This is a genomic window from Flavicella sp. IMCC45537, from assembly GCF_057197705.1.
Map to the genome: position 1 here is coordinate 822078 of NZ_CM170067.1, position 19962 is coordinate 842039.

Genomic DNA, 19962 nt, shown 5'->3' on the forward strand with positions numbered 1-19962 from the left:
TACTTTTATAAAAATAAAATACTATGAAAATTCGCGTTCCAAAAAACGCAACTTTTCATATACAAAAACGTTACCAGCAATATGAAAAATGATTAATTCTAAAAATTACAATAATTACAAAGACACGGTTTCTATTATAATTAAATTTATAAAATCAGAAAACAAACTCATTAAAGAACTGTTTGAATCTCCAGGGACTGACCCTATTGAAAATCTAAAGAAGTTAGAATTAAAGAGTGATAAAATAAAATTTAACAGTTTAAAAATAATGCTTTCTGACCTTATTATTTGGTTAAAAGATTTCCCTCAAGAAAGTATAAAAAACCTAAACACGGAATTATTAAAAAATAACTTTAACACGATTGAATTACTCACGAATGAACTAAAAAAAATTGATTTAAAAGTATTAGAAAGAGGATATATAAAAAACAATAATGAATATTATATTATCAAAAATGTCGTCGAGTATAAATCAGATTTAAAATTAAGAGAGTTATTAATCGATTACGAATTGAAATAAATAGCTGTGAAAGAAACATCAAGGAAATCCTTCATGAAAATTACCATTCCTATTTTCTCCATAGTTCTAATTCTTATTCAACTAAGCCTATCCATAAATACTCATTTAAATCATATTGAGTCTATTAATATATTGAAATCAGACAATCCTGATCTTTATGAATTAATTTGTTTTGCAACTAAATACAATTCTTTCTTTCTATTTGTACTAATAATCGGATTATAAGAAATTTCACTAAAACCAATTACTATTAAATATCTATTTAGAATATTTTTAATAATAGTCGGATTTAATTTCCCTCTATATATTCCCATAAAAGAGTTTTCATCCGGAGTATATAATACCGCTTGGTTTACAAGCATTATAATTTTAATTCTTATAAGAATACGAATAGGAAAATATAGTTATTCGAAGAAAATTGATAAACTGAATGAAAACAGCAGGTAACACCGTATAAAATTAATGTGGGTTTTTATGGTTTTCCTAAAGTTTTGGTTTATTTATAAAGTCCGCTTAAACTTATTTATCTATTTTTAGGTCGACAAAGAAAAAAACATAAAATAAGTATAAGCTCAGTGGCTCGGCTGACAAAATAAAGTTTGTCTACCTCCCACACTAATCTTATACAAAAACGTTGCCAATAATTATTAAGGAAGAATAATTTAGTACCATAATATATAATATGATAGAACACCTAAAATGTTTACTTTCCTCACTTGACACAGGAGAAACCATATCTCTAATTGCATTATTTATAAGTATTATTGCGATAATTTCTTCCTCAATTTACAATAGGAAAACCTATGATATAACAATAAAACACAATGTTTTATCTAATACCCCAATAATAGATACTAGCTACACATTTATTGAGGACAAAAAAAAAATTGAATTGAGGCTTTTAAACTTAGGATTAGGACCAGCAATTATTAAAAGTATAACTTTTGAATGCGTAGAAAAAAAATACACGAATTTCATAGATTTAATAGAAAACATAAAATTTATTCATAAAAAGCATGTTCGAATTTCAACGAATTACAGCATTGTTAATTTTAGCAAACAATTAGTAATACCAAATAATGATAATATTATTTTTTATGCAGTCACGTTAACTGATTATGAAGTTCTTGATATGGTTGAAATTTACAATTTAATAGGTAAATCAAAAATTGAGATTAATTACCTTGACATATACAATAATGAAAAAAAGTATATCGATAATATATCTGTAAATGAATTATAATTAACAAAAACTATAGGCAACACCGTATAAAATTAATGTGGGTTTTTATGGTTTCCCCAAAGTTTTAGTTTGTTTATAAAGTCCGCTTAAACTTATTTATCTATTTTTAGGTCGACAAGATAAAAACATAAAATAAGTATAAGCTCAGTGGCTCGGCTGACAAAATAAACTTTGTCTACCTCCCACACTAATCTTATACAAAAACGTTGGCAAACATATGAAAATATGTAAAATCCTGAAATAGGTTGACTAAAAATTAAACACTTTTAGTTAAACTATGGAGACAAACAAAAAACCACCCTGCCGAAAAAAGAGCTACAATAAAGTAGGCTTCGAACTCAAACTTTTCATCATTGATCAAATTCATAATGGTAGAATTTCTATCAATTATGCAGCTAAGAAATATGATATTTCTAGACCAACTATTCAGTACTGGATTAAAAAATATAGTACTTTAGAGCAAAAGAAATTAGGCATGAGTAAACAGGATGAAATTAAAAGACTTAAAGAGAAAATTGAGGAACTGGAATTTGTAAAAGACTTTCAACAAGATATAATTGCTGACATGGAACTTATTACAGGAGTCGATATGTCAAAAAAGTCATTGCCCAAAACATTAGCAGACGAGATTCAGAAAAAGAAGCAAAACCGTTTAAAAGAAAATGGTTAATACAATGTTTTGGGATTAGTAAACAAGCCTTCTATAAACGCTTAAAATCTCATCAAATTAAACAAAATAACGAGCTTATTTTAATTCAAATGGTAAAGCAATGTCGTAACCAGATTGGACAGAGATTAGGCGCTAAAAAACTATATCATGAACTTAAAGAAGATATCAAAAAACAAGGTATCAAAATAGGTAGAGATAAATTCTATGCATTCCTTAAAGTCAATAGACTACTGGTTCCTAGAACAAAAAGGTTCCATATAACAACCAACTCTAATCATCACTTTTATAAATACAAAAACCTAGTAACTAATAAAGTTCCAACCAGAGCAGAACAATTTTGGGTAACCGATATAACCTACATTAAAACGCAAAAAGGACACAGTTATTTGGCTTTAGTAACAGACGCTTATTCTAAGAAAATAATGGGTTATAAATTAGACGACAATATGAGAACATCTCTTTGTATAGATGCTTTAAAAATGGCTCTTAAAAATCGTAAATACCCAGGTAAAAAATTGATTCATCATTCGGATAGAGGAATACAATATTGCAATCCAACCTATACCCTATTTGCAGAATCAAACGGATTAACAATGAGTATGACAGAGAAATATGACCCGTATGAAAATGCTATTGCTGAGAGAATAAACAGAACTTTAAAATATGAATACGGACTAAAACTTACAATTAAAAACACTAAATTAGCACAGAAGATTACAAAAAGAGCTATTAATATTTATAACAATATTCGACCACATTTAAGTCTTGATTTAAATACTCCTAAACAGGTTCATCTAAATCAAAATATTGACTACAAATCGTATCGGAAAAATAAAAACAAACTGGAATTATTAACCATTTAATCATTAAAAAAAGGTCAACCTATTTCAGGACAATACAATACACCTAATACCTTTAATTGGTATTCTAATTTTAATGATTTCTTGTAAACAAAAAGAAATTCGAAAGATTGAAATTCCCAAACAAAATCCAACAACTGAATTAAAAGCAGAAATGGATAAAAGAGTTTCTGAAACCCCAATTTCTGAACAATATTTTGAAAGAGATAGTTTAAGAAATTTGTTAGAAACCGAATTTGGCAAACTTACTCTAAATTCGAAATTTGATTTAAAAAAAGATCCAAAAAGGAATAAACATAATGAGGCAATAATTGACACCATTAAAACATTAACTTTTGGTAACAGTAAAGTAGTTTCCTATATATCACAAAGCAAAGAGTTAATGTGTTCTGCAAAAATTAGAAGTTCTGAATTTATATTTCTGGAGTCTATCAAAATAGGAACAAAAAAACAAACACTTGAAAACATATTGAAAACGAAATTAAAATCTGATTTAATAAAGATTGGTGATTTAGAAGGTAATTCAGTTTTCATTTTTACATTTGAAAATAACATGCTGAAAGCTATTGATTATCAAGGTTACGTGGATTAAAATACGATTTGCCAACACCGTATAAAATTAATGTGGGTTTTTATGGTTTCCCCAAAGTTTCTCGCTTATTTACAAGGTCACTTATTCTTATTTGAGTATTTTTAAGTCGACAAGATAAAAACACAAAATAAGTATAAGCTTGTGGCTCGGCTGACAATTCACGAATTGTCTACCTCCCACACTAATCTTATACAAAAACGTTACCTGCAATAATAAAAGACACATTATATTTCATAAACAGAATATTTTAAGATAAATTTGTTTCATGATTAATCGCATTGAAATAAACGGATATAAATCCATAAAAGAATTACAAATAAATTTAGAGCGTATAAACGTTCTTATTGGAGCTAATGGTGTTGGTAAATCTAATTTCATTTCATTTTTTAAATTAATTAATGAAATATACGAGATGCGACTTGAAAATTATTCTATTAAAAAAGGTGCAGAAAGCATACTTCATTTTGGAAAAAAACACACTCCTGAATTATCTGGATATATTGAGTTTAATGAAACGAATGGATATAAAATATCTTTAGAACCTAATGATAAAAATGCACTTTTTATAAAAAAAGAACAAGCAACCTTTAACGGAAATAAAGGTATTTCTTTTAGAGAAAACACATGGTATGAACAAACACTAGGACATAACAATAGAGAAAGTCAGTTAAGCTCAAGTAAAGGAAGCATTCCAAGATTTGTAAGTGAATATTTATCTAGCTTTAAAATATATCATTTTCATGACACAAGCGACACCTCAAAATTAAGGACTCCCGCAATGCTAAGTGATAATATTTTCTTAAGAGAAGATGGAGATAATCTAGCGTCATTTTTATATTTTTTACAAGAAAAGCACTTTAAAAACTTTAAACAAATAGAAAGAGTTGTAAAATCTATAGCTCCCTATTTCAATAAATTCAGTTTAACACCAGATAGAATTAATGAAGAAAGAATAAATTTAGAATGGAATGAAGTAGGTAATGATGATTTCCCTTTTAATGCTAAACATTTATCTGATGGTACTATTAGATTTATTGCACTTACCACCTTGTTAATGCAACCAAACTTACCGGAAGTTATAATAATTGATGAACCTGAATTAGGCCTACATCCAGTAGCTATTAATAAATTGGCTGGCTTAATGAAAAAAGCATCTCGTCATTCACAAATTATTATTTCTACACAATCAGTAAACCTTGTAAATAATTTTGAAGCCAAAAACATTATTACTGTTGATAGACAAAATAGTCATTCTAAGTTTGAAAAATTAGATAGTGACATCCTAGAAGATTGGTTGTCTAATTTCTCACTTGGTGACTTATGGTTAAAAAATTTAATTAAAGGACAGCCTTATTAATATGAAAAGATTGCATTGTATAGTTGAAGGACAAACAGAGGTTGCTGTTTTCACCTCTTTGCTCACACCATATATTTTTGAAAAAACAGGAGCATATTGTTTATTTACTCCTATAAAACATACTGGAGGAGGAATAGTTCAGTTTTCCAAAATATTGCCTGAGTTAAGGGAACACCTAAAAGAAAAAAAAATCGTTACCACATATTTTGATTATTATGGTATCCATGAAAGCCATAATTTCAAATTCTATAATGAAGCAAAGATTGAGCAATCAAATGCTCAAATTGGGGTTGAACTACTTGAAAAAGGGATGTCCGAAACTCTAGTTGAAAATGGTATTAATACTAGATATTTTATACCATACATTCAACTTCATGAATTTGAAGCTTTACTGTTTTCATCTTCAGATAGTTTTGAGCTAGTATATGAAAATAAAAAAATAACAGAAGAAATACAAAAAGTCAACAATCGATACCCTAACCCAGAAGATATCAACGACAGTCCAAAAACGGCACCCTCGAAAAGGATAATTAAAATAGTTGAAAAGTATCATACGAGTTATGAAAAAGTTGTTGACGGAGAAGATTTAGCTACTTTAACAAGCCTTGATACGATAATGGATAAATGTCCTAGATTCAAAAATTGGGTGAATAAAATAATAATTGAACTAAACAAACTTTAAAGCAGGTAACACCGTATAAAATTAATGTGGGTTTTTATGGTTTAATCCAAAGTTTTGGTTTATTTATAAAGTCCGCTTAAACTTATTTATCTATTTTTAGGTCGACAAGATAAAAACACAAAATAAGTATAAGCTCAGTGGCTCGTCTGACAAAATAAAGTCTGTCTACCTCCCACACTAATCTTATACAAAAACGTTGTAAGCAAGCACCGAAAAAAAATAAATTAAAACAATATAATATGAGTTTTGGAGGATCTGTTGCTGGAATGCTTGCTTCGTTAAAAGCTAACAAGAGAAGTAAAAATGATAATTTATTTAAAAGAGAAAAGTCATATTATAAAGACAAAATAAATATTGACAAACTACTTGAAAAAAAAGCTACTCCTGAACAACTTGAATCTATTCGACGAAATTTAATTATAGAAAACAGAAAGAATCAAATTAAAAATATTAAGCTTGTTTCTATAGTTTCTATTCTAATCATTATTATATATATGATTAGTGAAAAATTGATTCTTAATAATTAAGATTGCGATATGAATAATGAAAATAGTTTTTATATTAAACAAGAAGAAAACTTTAAATTATATATTCCATTAAAGGATCAAATAATGTTTGAATCCGAAATGTTTAAAAACGGAATTGACTTTTATTCCAATCTAAATGAACAGCCTTTTATTGACGAAGGAATCAGATATTTTTTATTAGAAAAAGACAAAATAAGAATTGATGAAATAATTAAAGAAAATCGAATACTTTCAGGAATTGAATCAACAGGAATTGTAGACTATATTGATACTAAAAAAATGTATAATCTTAATCTCAAAATGTTTTCAATGATATTTCTCCTATTCAGTATTCTGGGAGGAGTTCTATATCTCTATGACAAATTAATAACATAACTCAAAAGCCAGCTTACAACACCGTATAAAATTAATGTGGGTTTTAGTCATAGCCGAAAGTTTTAGATTATTTATAAAGTCCGCTTAAACTTATTTATCTATTTTTAGGTCGACAAAAATAAAAACACAAAATAAGTATAAGCTTAGTGGCTCGGCTGACAAAATAAAGTTTGTCTTCCTCCCACACTAATCTTATACAAAAACGTTGTAAAATATTACCGAAAATAAAATGTTAGAATTAATACTTACTACTTTAGCAGAATTCGGTCTAATTCGTGAAAATTTTAAACATCACAGAAAAATCACAAAGAAGGAAAAAGAAGACGGTAAAAAGAGACCAGTAGAAAGGTATTTATTTCAACCAAGTTCTATCCTAACAATTGCTGTTTTTATTATAGGAATAACTATTGCTGCAATATTTGTACGTCTTCAACAAACATCTATTTTTCCTAAAAAAACTAAAAATGAAATTTCAGAAATTTGTGACAGAATGGAAAACTGCAATGAAAACTTAGGAAAGTATCCAACAGAGTTAAAAGAGTTAATTGGAAATAATCCACTAAGACAAAATTGGTATAAAGACTCGTGGAACAGAGAATATAAGTTCAATATATCAGAAAACGGGAACGAATATTTAATCACTTCTGCTGGTTCCGATGGAATATTTGGAACTGAGGATGATATAATATCAGGAAATATAAATAACCAATAAAATCACAAGAAATTGGAAATAATAAAGAAAATCGGGACAATTATTTTACTAGTGATTATTATATTATTGTGGAATAAATATATTATAAAGTATATAGTATCCGGAGTAGTCAAATTTCACAAAAAGAATAATTCTAATAATCTGAATAAACAACCTTTGAAAATTTTTGTAAACAATGAATCTAGAATAATAAAGTTTATGAGAATATTTTATTGGATCGGTGGAGTTTTAATAATATATGGAATAGCTACCGATTAAAACATTTTACAACACCGTATAAAATTAATGTGGGTTTTTATGCTTTAGCCCAAAGTTTTGGTTTATTTATAAAGTCCGCTTAAACTTATTTATCTATTTTTAGGTCGACAAAAATAAAAACATAAAATAAGTATAAGCTCAGTGGCTCGGCTGACAAAATAAAGTTTGTCTACCTCCCACACTAATCTTATACAAAAACGTTGGCAAAAATTATGAAAAACATTTATTATTCGTTTTTAATGATAGTATTAGCATCTACTTTGAATCTAAATGCTCAAATTAAGGAAGAGAATATTCTGAATGTGGAAAATCACCAACTTGATTCTTGGCAAATAGAAATATCAAAAAAAGAAACTAAAAACATACTAGACTATTATCTCTTACTTCCAAAACAATTATTCGAAACTGAAATACCAATATTTAATGACTCTGAAGAGTTTAGAAAAAAAGCTATTAGAGGAAAAGTAAATGGTGAAATCGTAACGAAATATGGATTTTTAATAGCTCAGCCATTCGATAATATTGAAATGGCATTATTTAAAGACAGAACAAATAACATCGATATAATTGGTTTTGTTTTAGGATGCGGTCAGCCTCCAATTCAGTCTTGTTCATATGGGTTTATCGAGTTTAATAACATTACTAATACATGGAGAAACCGCTATGACATATTTCCTTGGAAGGAATACTATAAAAAATGTGAAATCCTTAGAAAAGACAGTGAATCGAAATCTAAAGAAGGTTTTTGGCCTAATTTAATTTTACCAGAAAGAGGAACTACAATTGAAATAATTGATGTATATGGAATTACGAATATAAATTTCAAGGCTCTTTGGAATGGAACAAAATTTATTATTAAATAACTTTAGCCAACACCGTATAAAATTAATGTGGGTTTTTAAGGTTTAACCAAAAGTTTTGGTTTGTTTATAAAGTCCACTTAAACTTATTTATCTATTTTTAGGTCGACAAGATAAAAACACAAAATAAGTATAAGCTTGTGGCTCGGCTGACAATTCACGAATTGTCAAACTCCCACACTAATCTTATACAAAAACGTTGTACACAATTAAAAAAATCAAGTTTTTAAATAAAAATTTCGGTAAATGATTATATCTTTGATAGTATCAAAAGATAGTATCAAATGAAACCACCTTACGAAATAACAACTAAGATTTTAAATTACATTACTTCAATTTCTGAAAAAATCGGAGAAGTCAATGCCAATTATTTAAATCGTCCTTCTCCACAATTAAGAAAGCAGAATAAAATAAAAACTATACATTCTTCATTAAAAATTGAAGGGAATACTTTAACTGAAGAACAAATAACTGCATTGATAGATAATAAACATGTTTTAGGACCTCAAAAAGACGTTAAGGAGGTTTTGAACGCTATAATTATTTATGACAACTTAAAAGAGTTCAAATCAAGTAATGAAAAATCATTTTTAAAAGCTCATAAAATATTATTATCCGAATTAATCGAAAATTCAGGTAAGTATAGAACTCAAGGAGTAGGAATTGTAAAAGGATCAAAAGTTGAACATTTAGCACCTCCAGCTGAAAATGTTCCGTTTTTAATGAAAGATTTGTTCGATTATTTAAAAAACACAGAGGAAATTGAACTTATAAAAAGCTGTGTGTTTCACTATGAAATGGAGTTTATTCATCCGTTTATTGATGGAAATGGAAGAATGGGTAGATTATGGCAAACTTTAATTTTAATGGAAAAATACCCCGTTTTCGAATATCTACCTTTTGAAACTCTTATAAGTAAAGACCAAGAAGAATATTACAAAGCGTTATCGGAAAGTGATAAATCAGGAAAATCTACAAAATTCATAGAATATATGTTGAGCGTTATTGATTCCTCGATTTCAGAATTATTGAATTTTAATAATCGTACATTCACTGAAAAAGAAAGATTAGAATATTTTATTTCTTTAAACAAGTCTGAGTTTACTCGGAAAAATTATATGGATGTTTTTAAAGATATTTCTTCAGCAACAGCAAGTCGAGATTTAAAAAAAGGTGTTGAGAATGGTTTTTTCAATAAAACAGGAGAAAAAAATAAAACAAAATACATTCTAAATTAACAGTGTACAACACCGTATATAAAAAATTGCTGTACTCCTAGTCTGTTGAAAAATTCATTACTTTTATAAAAAACAAAATAGCATGAAAAATCGCGTTTCAAAAAACGCAACTTTTCATATACAAAAACGTTGGGCAACACGGCGGACTTTATACGAAAGTCCTGCACACAGTTAATTAGAAGTTGTTTAGTTGCCTTCCCCAGTACCGAAAATTTACTCTGAAAATATTCTGGAATTTTAATCATCTGTACTTTTAAAATTCTCTTGATTTTTAGCTTCTTACGTTGTGAATCTTTCACAAAAGAATATTCCTTATAAAATAGCACGAATTACCATTTCTTTTGAAAAAATCATGAAATATGTAATGGTGTGAATCCTCAACACGAATGAAAATTTTACTCAGGAAAATACTCAAACTTTTAAATACTTACGATATGAATATATTTATCTGAAAATTATTTTTCATCATGAAAACTAAAATAATATAAACACGAAAGAATTCTTACTCAGTCCGAAACTCGGCTGTGTGTCCGCAATGCCCAACACCGCATAAAGCCAATGTGGGAAATAGAAAAAATTTGAAAATTATTTAAAAACATTCGCTTAAACTTATTCCCTATTTTTAGACTCAATTAAAAAATAAAAAAGTTTAAGCTAAGTGCTAGGTTGAAAATTCACGGATTTTAAAACCCCACACTACCCTTATGCAAAAACGTTGGGCAACACGGCGGACTTTACACAAAAGTCCTACCCACAGTTAATTAGAAGTTCTTTAGTTGCCTTCCCTAGTACCGAAAATTCATTCTAAAAATATTTTGGAATTTTAATCATCTGAACTTGTTAAATTCTTTGGATTTTTAGTTTCTAACGTTGTGAATCTTTTACAAAAGAATATTCCTTATGAAATAGTACGAATTACCATTTCTTGTGAAAAAATCATGAATTATGGAATAATTTGAACCCTCAACTCGAATGAGAATTTTTACGCAAGAAAATACTCAGACTTTTAGCTTCTTTCGGAATGAAAATATGTATCTAGATTTTTTTTATCATGAAAACGAAAATTATGTAAACACGAAAGAATTCTTACTCAGTCAGAAACTAAGCTGTGTGTCCGCAATGCCCAACACCGCATAAAGCCAATGTGGGAAATCTCAAAAAATTGAAAATTTATTTTTATTTACAACGTACGCTTAAACTTATTCCCTATTTTTAAACTCAATTAAAAAATAAAAAAGTTTAAGCTAAGTGCTAGGTTGAAAATTCACGGATTTTAAAACCCCACACTGCCCTTATGCAAAAACGTTGTAAGCAAGCACCGAAAAAAAATAAATTAAAACAATATAATATGAGTTTTGGAGGATCTGTTGCTGGAATGCTTGCTTCGTTAAAAGCTAACAAGAGAAGTAAAAATGATAATTTATTTAAAAGAGAAAAGTCATATTATAAAGACAAAATAAATATTGACAAACTACTTGAAAAAAAAGCTACTCCTGAACAACTTGAATCTATTCGACGAAATTTAATTATAGAAAACAGAAAGAATCAAATTAAAAATATTAAGCTTGTTTCTATAGTTTCTATTCTAATCATTATCATATATATGATTAGTGAAAAATTGATTCTTAATAATTAAGATTGCGATATGAATAATGAAAATAGTTTTTATATTAAACAAGAAGAAAACTTTAAATTATATATTCCATTAAAGGATCAAATAATGTTTGAATCCGAAATGTTTAAAAACGGAATTGACTTTTATTCCAATCTAAATGAACAGCCTTTTATTGACGAAGGAATCAGATATTTTTTATTAGAAAAAGACAAAATAAGAATTGATGAAATAATTAAAGAAAATCGAATACTTTCAGGAATTGAATCAACAGGAATTGTAGACTATATTGATACTAAAAAAATGTATAATCTTAATCTCAAAATGTTTTCAATGATATTTCTCCTATTCAGTATTCTGGGAGGAGTTCTATATCTCTATGACAAATTAATAACATAACTCAAAAGCCAGCTTACAACACCGTATAAAATTAATGTGGGTTTTAGTCATAGCCGAAAGTTTTAGATTATTTATAAAGTCCGCTTAAACTTATTTATCTATTTTTAGGTCGACAAAAATAAAAACACAAAATAAGTATAAGCTTAGTGGCTCGGCTGACAAAATAAAGTTTGTCTTCCTCCCACACTACCCTTATGCAAAAACGTTAGGCATAATTAAAAAAAAAGCTTGCGTACTCAAGAACTTAACGCAACAAATCTAAATTGATAGATTTGTAATTATGGTACGTAAAAAAAATGGTCGACTTACACTCAAAGAAAGAATACAAATAGAGACTCTTTTAAATGAAAATAAGTCTAAAGCTTACATCGTTAAAACTCTTAAAAGAGCTCGTTCTACTATCACCAGAGAAATTAATAAATTTGGTATATCTGACAAAGTAAAGTACTCTGCTGAACTTGCTCAATGGCATGCCAAGGATGATTATTTAAACAAAAGAAATACTGATAAAATATCCAACCATAAAAGACTTCGAATCTATGTCTTTAAAGGACTTTTGTCTGAGTGGACTCCTGAACAAATTTATGGTAGACTTAAAGATGACTTCCCTAATGATCCCATTATGTCTATTTCTCACGAATCTATTTACAGATTCATTTATACACATCCTCAGGCTAGTTTAAATAAAAAACTAATCAAACTACTCGTACGTAAAAAAACAAGACGTAAACCCTCTAAAAAAAGACGTAAAACGGGAAGTAAAATCATTAACCAAGTCAGTATTGACCTAAGACCTAAGTATATTAATCTGAGACAAGAAATTGGACATTGGGAAGGGGATTTAATGATTGGTAAAAACCAAAAATCTGCAATTGGGACTATCGTAGAACGAAAATCTAGATACACTCTAATCATCAAATTAAAAGCGAGAAACTCTAAAGAAATTGCAAAAATGTTTTCTAAAGAATTAAATAAACTAAACCCTATTTTCAAAAAAACAATGACTTACGACAACGGAATTGAAATGGCCAGACATCAAGAAATAACAAACAAAACAGGAATGAAAATATACTTTGCTCACCCCTACTCGTCATGGGAAAGAGGAACCAATGAAAACACAAATGGACTCATTAGAAGATACCTCCCAAAGGGAACTGATTTTAATTTAGTAGATAAAAAAACACTCTTCGAAATTCAAGAAAAGCTAAACACTAGACCTCGAAAAATAATTGGTTTTAAAACACCTAAAGAAATTATGCAAAATGAACTTAAAATTGTAGCTTAGACTCATATTTAAAAAGCAACGTTTGTTGCGTTACAACCTTGAATGCAGCGTAAAATCCTGAAATAGGTTGACTAAAATTTAAAAACTTTTGTGAAACTATGGAGACAAACAAAAAAACACCCTGCCCAAAAAAACTACAATAAAGTAAATTTCGAACTCGAGCTTTTCATAATTAATGAAATTTGAATTAGCTGATTGATTTCTTCAGTAAGAACTTCTTCATTTTTATTACAAAAAAATGACCTTGCTATAATTGTATTCCGTTTTAGACAAAAGGATATTGTTAATGATTGGATACAACATAATTCACAAAAAAAACAGTCCTTCTAAGAACTGTTCTCTATTATTATAATCCAAGATTAATATTATTGAATCATCAAGCTGTGTAACTCTTGAGTATGTTGAGAAATAATATGTACTGTATACAGACCTGATTCAAAACCATTCACATCTACTTGATGGGATGTTGTATTTATATTATCCATGCTATAAACTGTAACCCCATTCATACTTACAATTCTCACAGAGGAATTTGTAAGACCATTTAAATTAATTGTTACGAAAGAGTTAGAAGGATTTGGATATACTGAAGTTTCATTAGAACTTTCCATATTTAATTCTAAAACTTCATTAGTACCATCAGGAATGATTTCAACTTTAAAAGCCATATCAAAATCTAAATAGTCTCTACCACAAGATGAGGGCCTTGCGCTTAAAGATCCTCTTAAACAACCGTATATTTGATTTTGGTTACTGTATTGCACTTTCCATTCTTCACCAGAATCAGAAGTAATAGAAATATAATATGTGTGTTCTCTGTCTAAAATAAGATCTTCGGCAAAAATTACTTTGTTTTCTCCTTCAACCACGGAACCTAATGTTTGACTATACATTGCAGTATCTTCAACAATACCTTCATTGTTAATAACACCTTCACAATTAGGCCCATTGTAGACAGTTAAAGTAAAAGAAGTGTTCACGGTAGAAGCTGAATAGAAAGTAAAACTAGACAATTTACCAAAATGATTAGGCTTAAAAGATTGCCCCCAACTAACAGTAGCACTAGAAGTACTCGTACCCTCAGCCTCGATGATAGTAGGAGAATTGTTTACCTCATTTAAACTCGCTGTATTTGTTTTATTAGTTAATAATTGAAAATTATCAAATACCAGATTACCATGATCTAACAGACCTTGCGGAGCAAGATGGGTTTTGTCAGCTTTTAAAAAACCAACCATTGAGGTAAACTTTATGTTTGGGTCTTCTTGAGCAATTTTCTGATGAGCTGTATGTACAATTGGATTTTCTAGAATATTTGGATGTTGTTCATCCACTCCTAAAATAACCGGTAGTTCAGGTTTGTTAGTAAAGTCACGTACGTCATTTATTAATGTAGTAAGCCTTTGGTAATACAAGTGGGGTTGGTTGTCTACTGCAGGCCTGTTACCAGTTTCTGGAGTTACTTGTGCATCTGTCTCGCCTTGAATCCATATAAAGCCTCTATAAGCAACTCTGTATCCTTGGTCTAATAATTCTCTTCGAGCAAATTTTAATTTTTCTATCATCGCATCATAGTTCCCTCCGTCACCGGGAGCACCCCATTGCACATAAATACTACTAGACCCCTCTCCAAACTTAAAAATAGCAGGATCGTATCCGTTCAAAACTAAATTTCTACTGAATGTAACTTCAAGACCAAAATGACCAATAATTTTAGAAGGATCTTCAAGTGATGTATTCCAGTAACCATCCTGTATCTGCATGGTTGTCCAACCATTTGTGGTGAAAGGAGTATCTGGGTTTCGTTTTCGCACAAGAGTTTGATTCAATCTAATTGAGCTATCCAAGTTCTCTAGATCATCAGGGTAATAATTACCATCACCTGCTAGTCCAACAGCATTAGATTGTCCTGCAACAATAAATAAATCAATTACAGGTAACTTTTGGGAGAAAGAGTGATTAAGTACTCCTACAAGCATTGTAAATAATAAAAAAGTGTTTTTTTTCATAAGGGGGTGTTTTTAGTGATTTTTTGGTTAAAAATACGGACTAAACAAAACCATATTCTGTACCGTTATTTGTTAATTTGATGCAAATAAATTTTTATTGATTAATATTCGATTAATATATCATTAAGAAGAAATCTTACCAATGACAAAACTAAAAGTAAATGAACCATTAAGGATTGAATTTCTAATACTCTATTAAATTAATTCACAGTTTAATAAAACCATATACAGCGTCATAATGGAAAATTTATTTTTATTATTCATTTATTTTTTGAGTGCCAAGATAAAAACACAAAACAAGTATAGGCTGAGTGCCTCATCAAGTAATCCTTCTAAACTAAACCGCTACTCTACGCCAAAAAAGCCTGTTTGTCAATCACAATAAACATTAAAACAACATTCTAAATCTAAAAGAAAAAAATTATCATTTTTTTCATAAAACTATTAAGGGTTTTTATAAGTCTTTGCGCTATTAGAAGTATAGAGACATATACAAACATAAAATAGAATATTATGAAAAACTTAAAAAACAACTTAATGATTGCCCTGACAGTAATCGGGATGAACCTTACAATTTTTGCTCAAAAAACAGAAATTAGCAATATAAAAATACCAAAGGTAGAAGTAAAAGGTGGTGTGTTTTATTTGGAACTGGATGCTAAAACACCTTATGAGAGAGGATATCAACATGGTGCAGCAATGAAATATGTAATAACAAAAACAATTGTACAATTTGAGAAATGGTTAGCAGATAATGCCAATGAAAAAAATCCGGAAAAACTAATTCATGATTTTGCTAAAAATACAGGTCATATAAATTCAGTTAAAAACCATCTTCCTAAATTATATGATGAAATGCATGGAATAGCAGATGGAGCAAATGTAAATTTCAATAAATTATTTGTATACCAAAGCTTTGATGAACTATTTCTTTATTTAATGAATACTGGAAAAATTTCTTTAAAAGACGGACATTGTACAACCACCGCAGTGTATGGCAGACAAAACTTGCCAAATTACATTACACATAACAACGATATACCTACTTATCATGAAGGTGCTGTTACTGTATTAAAAATTAAATACCCTAATTCTGATTTAGAAATTCTACAACAAACATTTGCTGGTCAAATTGGACAAAATGGTGTCAATAACAAAGGGGTAAGCGTAGGTGTAAATACAATCGCAAACCTACCAACAACAGACTATGGAATACCTGTATCATTTAACGTTAGAAAAATTTTAGAAACAGAAACTGCTTCAAAAGCTTATGAATATCTCCAAACTATTACTGCAGGAACAGCAATGAATTATATGATCGGAGATCGAGAAACAGTGATATCTGTAGAAACATGGGAAAATAAGGCTGAGATTGTAACAGGTTATGGTGACTACTATGCTGTTCATACCAATCACACCCTTTTAAAAGAAGCACCTATTACCTTTAAAATGGATGCAGCATCTGGTGGTGGAAGTTACGGATACACACATCAAAGATTGAATTTGGCTACTGAAATTCTAAATTCTAAAGCAAATACAATGATTTTTAATGGTGTTCGTGAAATGAAAACTAAAAAACCAATATTAGTATATCCAGGCAGTCCAACAGGAAGAACTATCATGTGTATGATCATTGAAATACCGAAAGAAGGAAGTCCAATCCTATATACTACTCCTGATTCACCAAATATATTTGAACATGTGAAATTTGAATTTTAATATAAAACTATCTTAAATAAAATCATCCATAGTCAATCTATGGATGATTTATTAGTTAATAATAATTCAAATAAAAAGATTGAATCCAATTAATATATAACGACTCCCCTACTTATTATAAAAGCTATGTCATAAAAATGAATTAGGAAATTCATCAAACTCTTCTATATTCAATTTTACAACTCTTGGTATTGATAAGTATTTATATCATTCCAATCTAAATTTTGTGATTCAGATAATTGAAATAACATAAAATTTCAAATTTATTTTAGTTTTAGTAACCGTATTATAGTTTATAAATAGTTAATTTTAAAACTAAAAGATGTTAAAAAGAGCTCTTTACATTATTATTGGATTTTATATTCTTCAAACTGCATCCTCTTGTTGTGATTGTCCAGATGAAAAAGCAACAGAAAAAGAATATTTTGGATTCGAATTAGAGGTTGTAGATACCTCCGGATTTAATTCAACAGAAATAAAAAACCCTGTTTATAAAAACGCTATCGGAATACAAATAGAAATGACAACATATGAGCATGATTATTCATTTTTATCATTTCCTGTGAAGGCATTTTCCTTCCATAAAACGTATGCAATATTATGTGAATGCCTGACTGATGTAATTATTACAAATAATATTAAAGGAATAAATATTTATGGTCAAGAGACACTACAGCATGAAAAGAAAAATATTTCAGATCTATTTAGAATTGTAACCTATAACAATGAACAATTAAAAATTGATGATTTTTTTCATGAAATTCAGCTACAAGAATTCTTTAAGCTAGAGTTAGTAGACTTTAATAACTTGCCCAACAAAATTGTATTTACCGTAGAAATTGTTTTGGAAGATGAAACGAAACTTCAACGAACCTCTGAATCTATTGAATTTATAATTTGATAGAAACATCTCGAATTATTTAAGTAATCCCATATTCAAGTAGATTTTAAAATTCTTTTTCTAAATTACATAACTATAAACAGAATGAAAATTATGATCTCGAAGAATAATTCTCAGAATACCTCTTAGATAAAATCTTTCAATAGAATTTCATATTTATTTGATAGCGACAACGTGGATCATGATCTCGTTTTAAAAACCAATCTAACAATAACAAAAAAAATCAAAGCCTTTATTTAATTATGACCAACCAAGATGAAAAAATCTCAAAAATGACATTTGCATCTATATACCCTCATTATCTATCAAAAATTTAAAAAAAAGGCAGAACAAAAGAAGAGTTATATGCAGTAATTCAATGGCTTACGGGTTATGATGATATTGCATTAATGGAGCAAATCAAAAATAATGTTACATTTGAATCCTTTTTCCAAAATGCCAATCTTAACAAAATGGCCCATCACATTACAGGAAAAATTTGTGGTTATAAAGTGGAAGAAATCGAAAACACTTTAACACAACAAGTAAGGTATTTAGATAAATTAGTAGATGAATTAGCCAAAGGATGGAAATTAGAAAGGATTTTAAAAACAATTTAAACCGCCATCAATATCATTAACAACATGATAACCATTAAAATAGGATCACATCATTTTCTTTAATTTTTAAAGCTCAACCATGAAACTAAATAAATTAACTTTGATTTTTATGATATCAATTTGTCTAACCTCGTTTATAGGTTGTGCAAAAGACAATAGTAAACCAATATTTATTCTAGTCCATGGAACCTTTCAATGGGGTGGTCAATGGAACTTATTGAAGAATGATCTTATTTCAAAAGGTTATAAAGTTTATAACCCTACACTCACTGGTTTGGGAGAAAAAAATCATTTATTATCAAAAGAAACTGGAATAACAACCCATATAAATGATATTGTAAATTTTATAGAATGGAACAATTTTGAGAATATTATCCTTGTCGGTCATTCCTATGGTGGACCTGTGATTTCTGGTGTGGTTGATAAAGTTGGAAACAGGGTTATTCATCAAGTGTATGTTGATTGTGCTCCCGCAGACCATGGAGAAAATACTTTAGATGTCTTTGGTCCAGAAGTTGCTCGAATTTCTTTAGAGTCAGCAAATAAAAATGGTGATGGTTGGTTAATCACTGCCGATGCATTAAGAGAACCCATTCCCACAATGTCTAAGCACCCTTTAAAATCATACACAGAAAGAGTGGAAATCATTAATGATGTCAAAACTAACGGAACAATTATATTGGCTACAGAAGGCATGTCAATTTTTGGATTCATGAGAACAAAAAGTGCACCGAAAAAAGCAAAGGCAAGAAACTGGAAACTTATTACAATTGAAGGCCCACATACCTTACAAGAGCAAGATCCAACTATGTCTCAATTATCCAATATACTAACTCGTATTTATAACGATTTATCATACTAAATCTACAATAAATATAATATGCTCTAGAATGGTAAATTCCTTTCATTTGTCTAGTATTCGGTATGATTTTTGCAGAAATCAAGAAAAATTAAACAATATCTAAAACCAATCAAATGAAATCAAAAACGTTAAGTGTAATCGCTCTCCTGGTTATATCTTCAATTGCTACGGCACAGAAACAAAAAAAAATTAACTCAGATCAAATCAACGTCAAAGCCAACATCTGGGAAACCAAAGAAAACGGTGTAGGCGATTTTTTTCCTAATTTTACTATTGATGGTGATCTCTCTTCTAAATCAAGTTGGAGAGGAGAAAGAATAGAAGGTACTAAGCCTTGGATTCAATACAACCTTGGAAATCCAACAAACATCTCCTTTATAAATCTAGCTTTTTTCAGCGGAAATAAACGTAATTACTTCTTTGAAATTGCTATTTCTAAAGATGGAGAGCATTGGAAAAGTGTTTTTAATGGCCAATCGAATGGTACAACCCTGGATTTTGAAAAATTCGAAATAAATGAGAAAAAGGTACGCTATCTTAAAATCACTGGCAATGGAAATAATCATGATATCTATTTTAACTGGACCAATATTACAGAAATAGAAATTTACAAATCGTAATCATTCTTAAAAAAGCTTTTCTGATTTTAAATGTTAGAAAGTGCCTAAATTATTTTTAGTGA

General features: G+C 28.9%; 21 protein-coding genes and 1 pseudogene. 20 read left to right on the forward strand and 2 right to left on the reverse strand.

The window, feature by feature from the left end:
- Positions 1-88 precede the first annotated feature (88 nt).
- Positions 89-520: a hypothetical protein gene (locus AC2DGP_RS03800; RefSeq protein WP_484491701.1), complete on the forward strand. Its 432-nt coding sequence runs from the start codon at positions 89-91 to the stop codon at positions 518-520.
- A gap of 155 nt (positions 521-675) precedes the next feature.
- On the opposite strand, the gene AC2DGP_RS03805 is transcribed toward AC2DGP_RS03800, so the two are convergent.
- Entirely contained in the window at positions 676-882 is a 207-nt protein-coding gene (locus tag AC2DGP_RS03805; protein ID WP_484491702.1) for a hypothetical protein, read from the reverse strand.
- 320 nt (positions 883-1202) lie between these two features.
- Here AC2DGP_RS03805 and AC2DGP_RS03810 point away from each other — a divergent pair, with 320 nt between their 5' ends.
- The 14 genes from AC2DGP_RS03810 to AC2DGP_RS03875 all read left to right on the forward strand — a co-directional run bounded on the left by AC2DGP_RS03810 (position 1203) and on the right by AC2DGP_RS03875 (position 13190).
- Positions 1203-1763, forward strand: coding sequence for a hypothetical protein (locus AC2DGP_RS03810; protein WP_484491703.1), 561 nt, complete (start codon positions 1203-1205; stop codon positions 1761-1763).
- 277 nt (positions 1764-2040) lie between these two features.
- Positions 2041-2433 carry a transposase gene (locus tag AC2DGP_RS03815; protein WP_484491652.1) on the forward strand — a complete coding sequence of 131 codons (393 nt, stop codon included), beginning with the start codon at positions 2041-2043 and terminating at the stop codon, positions 2431-2433.
- 14 nt (positions 2434-2447) lie between these two features.
- Positions 2448-3296 carry an IS3 family transposase gene (locus tag AC2DGP_RS03820; RefSeq protein ID WP_484492479.1) on the forward strand — a complete coding sequence of 283 codons (849 nt, stop codon included), beginning with the start codon at positions 2448-2450 and terminating at the stop codon, positions 3294-3296.
- 73 nt (positions 3297-3369) lie between these two features.
- Positions 3370-3885: a hypothetical protein gene (locus AC2DGP_RS03825; RefSeq protein ID WP_484491704.1), complete on the forward strand. Its 516-nt coding sequence runs from the start codon at positions 3370-3372 to the stop codon at positions 3883-3885.
- Positions 3886-4150: 265 nt separating this feature from the next.
- Complete coding sequence (locus AC2DGP_RS03830; RefSeq protein WP_484491705.1) at positions 4151-5242, forward strand: AAA family ATPase; 1092 nt, start codon at positions 4151-4153, stop codon at positions 5240-5242.
- Position 5243: 1 nt separating this feature from the next.
- Complete coding sequence (locus AC2DGP_RS03835) at positions 5244-5924, forward strand: DUF4276 family protein (protein WP_484491706.1); 681 nt, start codon at positions 5244-5246, stop codon at positions 5922-5924.
- A 239-nt stretch (positions 5925-6163) separates the two neighbouring features.
- Complete coding sequence (locus AC2DGP_RS03840; RefSeq protein WP_484491707.1) at positions 6164-6451, forward strand: hypothetical protein; 288 nt, start codon at positions 6164-6166, stop codon at positions 6449-6451.
- 9 nt (positions 6452-6460) lie between these two features.
- Positions 6461-6826, forward strand: a complete 366-nt coding sequence (locus AC2DGP_RS03845; RefSeq protein ID WP_484491708.1) for a hypothetical protein — start codon at positions 6461-6463, stop codon at positions 6824-6826.
- Positions 6827-7055: 229 nt separating this feature from the next.
- Positions 7056-7538: a type II secretion system protein GspG gene (locus tag AC2DGP_RS03850; protein WP_484491709.1), complete on the forward strand. Its 483-nt coding sequence runs from the start codon at positions 7056-7058 to the stop codon at positions 7536-7538.
- A gap of 470 nt (positions 7539-8008) precedes the next feature.
- Positions 8009-8659, forward strand: coding sequence for a hypothetical protein (locus AC2DGP_RS03855; protein ID WP_484491710.1), 651 nt, complete (start codon positions 8009-8011; stop codon positions 8657-8659).
- Between the two features lie 281 nt (positions 8660-8940).
- Positions 8941-9894 (forward strand): Fic family protein, encoded by a 954-nt coding sequence (locus tag AC2DGP_RS03860; protein WP_484491711.1) that lies wholly within the window; start codon positions 8941-8943, stop codon positions 9892-9894.
- Between the two features lie 1294 nt (positions 9895-11188).
- Positions 11189-11530 (forward strand): hypothetical protein, encoded by a 342-nt coding sequence (locus AC2DGP_RS03865; protein WP_484491712.1) that lies wholly within the window; start codon positions 11189-11191, stop codon positions 11528-11530.
- Positions 11531-11539: 9 nt separating this feature from the next.
- Positions 11540-11905, forward strand: a complete 366-nt coding sequence (locus tag AC2DGP_RS03870; RefSeq protein ID WP_484491708.1) for a hypothetical protein — start codon at positions 11540-11542, stop codon at positions 11903-11905.
- Positions 11906-12185: 280 nt separating this feature from the next.
- Positions 12186-13190, forward strand: coding sequence for an IS30 family transposase (locus AC2DGP_RS03875; RefSeq protein WP_484491713.1), 1005 nt, complete (start codon positions 12186-12188; stop codon positions 13188-13190).
- Between the two features lie 365 nt (positions 13191-13555).
- Here AC2DGP_RS03875 and AC2DGP_RS03880 read toward each other — a convergent pair whose 3' ends face one another.
- Positions 13556-15199, reverse strand: coding sequence for a T9SS type A sorting domain-containing protein (locus tag AC2DGP_RS03880; protein WP_484491714.1), 1644 nt, complete (start codon positions 15197-15199; stop codon positions 13556-13558).
- Positions 15200-15712: 513 nt separating this feature from the next.
- Between AC2DGP_RS03880 and AC2DGP_RS03885 the strand changes: the two genes are divergently transcribed.
- The 5 genes and pseudogenes from AC2DGP_RS03885 (at position 15713) to AC2DGP_RS03905 (ending at position 19900) form a co-directional block, all read left to right on the forward strand.
- Positions 15713-16918 (forward strand): C45 family autoproteolytic acyltransferase/hydrolase, encoded by a 1206-nt coding sequence (locus AC2DGP_RS03885; protein ID WP_484491715.1) that lies wholly within the window; start codon positions 15713-15715, stop codon positions 16916-16918.
- 322 nt (positions 16919-17240) lie between these two features.
- Entirely contained in the window at positions 17241-17819 is a 579-nt protein-coding gene (locus AC2DGP_RS03890) for a hypothetical protein (RefSeq protein WP_484491716.1), read from the forward strand.
- A 329-nt stretch (positions 17820-18148) separates the two neighbouring features.
- Positions 18149-18418 (forward strand): annotated as a pseudogene (locus AC2DGP_RS03895) (DUF2200 family protein); the annotation flags it as partial.
- Between the two features lie 109 nt (positions 18419-18527).
- Complete coding sequence (locus AC2DGP_RS03900; protein WP_484491717.1) at positions 18528-19280, forward strand: alpha/beta fold hydrolase; 753 nt, start codon at positions 18528-18530, stop codon at positions 19278-19280.
- Positions 19281-19393: 113 nt separating this feature from the next.
- Positions 19394-19900 (forward strand): discoidin domain-containing protein, encoded by a 507-nt coding sequence (locus tag AC2DGP_RS03905; protein ID WP_484491718.1) that lies wholly within the window; start codon positions 19394-19396, stop codon positions 19898-19900.
- Positions 19901-19962 lie beyond the last annotated feature (62 nt).